Here is a 4,125-nt window from a genome sequence, read left to right as displayed (position 1 = left end):
AGATAAGAGAGGCGAGCGCGTTTGAGGACGAGCGGCAAACAAAGCTGGCGGAGGCGATGCGGCGCCTCCAGCCGTGGTCGGGAGACGCGCACGCACTTTCGAAGATATCGGCTCCGCCACCGACGCAGGTGGCTGCCTGGAAGACATTGGCCGCGGACCTTCAAAGGGACAAGGCGGTCTTGTCCGAGCGTCTGGCTGGGCATGAACAAAATCGGGCAACTACTTCGTCACGGCTGGCAGCTGTCCGCGCCTCGGTCGATCTCGCCGACGATGACACAGCCGCAGCCATACGACGTGAGAGAAACGAGGCCTGGCGAAACCACCGGGCGGACCTCAAGGCCGAAACCGCAGATGTCTTTGTTGCGGCATTGACCAAGGACGATCATGTCGGAGCGGCTCGCTTGGCCCATGCCGGCGAGCTCGCGGATCTGCGTGCAATCAAGCAAAAGGCTGCCGAGACCGAAGCGGCCATAGAACGCGTGAGCGGTCAGCTTGCCGGGGTGGCTGAGCGGGCAGAAATGGCGTCCGGTGAAATCAAGCGAATGGCCAGCGCCTTGCTTGAGGATTGCCAGGCGAAGGCGCTCGAGCTGCTGATTGGACTTCTCGAGGAGTGCCTTTCCGCGAGAGCTGACGCGCTTGCCGCTTGGGACGACATCTTGCTCGCACGCGGAAGGATTGAACGCGCAACAGCCGAAGGAGAGCGGATTCGTCTCGGGTTGGCCTCGGCTCTCCAAAGCGTTGGAATTCAGCCCGAAGCTGGTGAGGGCCTGGAGGCAATGGTGGTCGCGGCCGACCGCTTTCTGGACAGGCAGGCGAAGATCGACGCGGAACGCGCGGAAGCGCTGAGGAGCGTCGCCGCGAAGGAAGAGGAGCTGGCTGCCAGACGGCTCGCTGTTGAAAATGCCGAGAGGCGAGAAGATGCATGGCAGGCCGAGGTCAAGGAAACGCTGAGGGGCACTTGGCTCGAAGAAGGCGTTGCCGGGACTGGGCTTGGCAGCGTGCTCGATCAGTTGTCAGAGATGTCCAAGGCCCTGCAGGATCGTGAGGCCATGCGGATCCGCATCCGCAAGATGGAGGCGGATAGGACTGTATTTGCTGAAGAGGTGGCCCGCCTTGGTGCGCAGGCCGGCGAGCGTGCAAGCGACAAAGCCCCAGAGCAGGTGAGCGTCAGGCTGACAGAGCGTCTAGAGCAAGCCGAGCGTGCCGGTGAGGCGAGGGCAAATCTCCTCCTTGATATTCAAAAGTTGAAGGACGTTCGAGAGGCACTGAACGCTGATGTCGCGGCACACGAGACCACGAAGCAGGAAGTACTCGATGCCTTTGGGGTGAAAACTCTGCGGGAGGTCGTGGAGCGCGATGAACAGCTTCGCGAGCGAGACGGCCTGCAGAGTGCCGTGGCCGAGCTTGAAGAACGGCTGACGAGCGAGCTCGCCGCCGACTTCCCCCAGGCGCAGTCGTTGCTCGAAGAGCTCGATCTCGATGGGCTCGCAATTGAAAAGGCCGAAAACGAGCGGCGCCTCGCCGACCTCGATGAATCATTGCAACAGCAACTCGTGCGGCGTACCCGGGCGACCGACAAGCTCGATGCGATTGGCGGCGATAGCGCAGTCGCCCGGATCGATGCCGATCGTCGCACCGTCCTTCTCGAAATTGAGGAGAAGGCTGTCCGCTATATCGAATTGAAGCTCGGTGTGATGTCCGCAGCGAGCGCGCTCCGAGTTTATCGCGAACGTCACCGCTCTGGAATGATGAGCGAGGCGTCCGACGCCTTCGCACTTATAACGCGCGGCCAGTACACAGGCTTGACGACCCAGCCGGTAAAGGGCGGGGAGGTGCTCATTGCCACGCAGCGGGATGGCCAGTCAAAGGTCGCTGACGCTTTGTCGAAAGGCGCGCGATTCCAGCTCTACCTGGCTCTACGCCTCGCCGGGTATTATGAGTTTGCCAAGCTCAGGCCGGCAGTTCCTTTCATAGCCGACGACATCATGGAAACCTTCGATCATCTCCGGTCGGAAGAAGTTTTCCGCCTGTTCGGAGAAATGGCCCGTGTTGGCCAGGTGATTTATCTCACCCATCACCGGCACCTATGCGACATCGCAAAAGCGGTTGTTCCTAACGTGGCCATCCACGAGCTCGGGTGATTTAAACGCACTGCTGCTGGCCTGTTCATCTCCGCCTTTCGGACGACGACCCGTCTTGCGAAGCCGCCTGCCCCGAAGGACTGCAAAGCTAGTAAACTGAATAGCTCCTATTTGGCCTTCCGCGGTAGGCTGATCTGGTGACTTCAATATCGGCCGAACGGATCGACCGCTGGCCTTTAGGCTTCGGAGCTTCTGGTGGCAGTCGTGGCGCATCCTGCTTCTCTGCCACAATTTCAACTCGCTCTCCCAGCGCCTGCATGTCGACCTGAGACAGTTGTCACGAAGTGACGGTCGAGCTCGGCATCCATGACGACTTCACTCGCGAGGCGGTCGTTCTCTTTTGGCCGGACCTCGTGATCGCGCCCTTCCTCAAGCGGCCGATACCGGCCGATGTTTGGCGCGGAACGCTCTGCCTGATCGTCCATCCGGGCATCCGTGGCGATCGCGGCCCGAGACTGGGCGATCCTCGACGGCGAAGCGGGCTGGGGCGTCACACTGATCGAGGCGCGGAAAGAGATGGATGCGGGGCCCGTCTGGGCTTGGGCGGAATTCCGATGCGCCCCGCTCGGAAGACGAGCCTACCGACAAAGTTTCAGCCGAAACGCGTTATGACGCTTCTCGGCGCGCTAGGGTTGGCCCAGGTTACCGACGCTGAGTATTGGTTCCTGGCCGCACCTCCGTGAAATTCTTAGGCACCAGCTTGAACGGCACGAAGAAGGGCGTCCAGCGCGACGGAGGGCTAAAAGTTTGCAGTCCACGACCACGCTACGTTCTCGCGGAGAGCCTGAATGCGTCCGCACTGGCGATGGCGTTGCCGGCTTCCTCCAAGTCCGCGACCAAGCTCTTGACGGCGGAGTCTTTGTCACTCTCCCGAACCGCATCAATTATCTCAGCGTGGTGCCGATGCCCTGAGAAAGATATTGGTGTGGTCTTTAGCAGGCTGAGCAGCGGACCGTAGCGCATCCACAAAAGTTCAATGAGGTTCACGAGCTCCGGGTTGCCGCAACGCTCGTAAAGGGTAAAGTGGAATCGGTGATTGAGCTGGAGATAGGTCTTTGTCCCCAGAGCGCCGCGGGCTGCTTCCAAATCCATTCTGGCGTTGATTTGCGCCAAAATGTCCGCGAGGTTCGGAAGTCTCTGTGCGACGGTCATCCCAACGGCCTTGCCTTCAAGATCCGTGCGCAACGACAAAAGGTTCCGAAGTCGTTCGACACTGGCGTCCGGAATGAACATTGAACGGCGCGGCGCTGACTCGAGCGCACGTGCCATTACAAGGCGATTGAGCGCTTCACGAACCGGCATGTGGCTAGTCCCAAAAGCGTTCGCAAGTTCTTCCAATTTTAGCTTCTGGCCCGGCGAAAACTCCGCCATCATTATCGACCGCTTCAGCTCCTCGTAGACGTGCTCAAGGTCCGAATTGGTCTGCCGCGGCTTCAGCGAAGGCAAAGTGGTAGCAGGCATTGTGACTCCAGGAGAAGACAAGGCCAGTCACACATATCGCGAACGCATTGCTTGATCAACGATCAAAGAGCATTTTTTCGGAACTGGCGGACAATCGCGAAAAATGGGGTTGACAGGCGTCATATTTTGACGGCAAATCCTTGATCAACGATCAAAGGGGAGCGTCAATGTGGAAGGTTGGAATTGATGTTGGAGGAACCTTTACCGATCTGTTTGCGGTGAACACTTCTACGGGAGAGGAGCGAACCGGAAAGGTTCTGACAACGCCCGAAGAGCGATCAAAGGGAGTGCTCAACGCAATCGCCAATGCCGAGCTGAAGCCAAACGAGATTTCTCTACTCGTTCACGGAACCACTACTGCAACAAACGCACTTATCGAGCGTAGCTTCCCTGACGCGGCGATGATTACGACCGAGGGTTTCCGGGACGTCCTGGAAATCGGCCGGATGCATCGTGAGCACCTTTATCGACCGTATCAAACGAAGCCGGCTCCACTGATCAGAAGGCGCTATCGATACACGAT

2 protein-coding genes and 1 pseudogene are annotated in these 4,125 nt (G+C 59.2%); 2 read left to right on the top strand and 1 reads right to left on the bottom strand.

Features of this window, described 5'->3' with window-relative positions; genetic code table 11:
• Window positions 1-2,141 (top strand): annotated as a pseudogene (locus tag EOA24_RS29420) (hypothetical protein); the annotation flags it as partial.
• 765 nt (window positions 2,142-2,906) lie between these two features.
• Here EOA24_RS29420 and EOA24_RS29410 read toward each other — a convergent pair.
• Window positions 2,907-3,602 (bottom strand): GntR family transcriptional regulator, encoded by a 696-nt coding sequence (locus EOA24_RS29410; protein WP_127410354.1) that lies wholly within the window; start codon window positions 3,600-3,602, stop codon window positions 2,907-2,909.
• 167 nt (window positions 3,603-3,769) lie between these two features.
• Between EOA24_RS29410 and EOA24_RS29405 the strand changes: the two genes are divergently transcribed.
• A partial coding sequence (locus tag EOA24_RS29405) for a hydantoinase/oxoprolinase N-terminal domain-containing protein (RefSeq protein ID WP_281059907.1) occupies window positions 3,770-4,125 on the top strand: 356 nt, incomplete at its 3' end.

It is taken from the genome of Mesorhizobium sp. M2A.F.Ca.ET.039.01.1.1, assembly GCF_003998035.1.
Lineage (GTDB): Bacteria > Pseudomonadota > Alphaproteobacteria > Rhizobiales > Rhizobiaceae > Mesorhizobium.
Note: the sequence above shows the minus strand (reverse complement) of the source record. Positions and strands in the feature narration are given on the sequence as shown.

Bases quoted from the DNA above. Each gene is read 5' to 3' on its own strand.
- EOA24_RS29410 (WP_127410354.1), bottom strand. From the start codon at position 3,602: ATGCCTGCTACCACTTTGCCTTCGCTGAAGCCGCGGCAGACCAATTCG.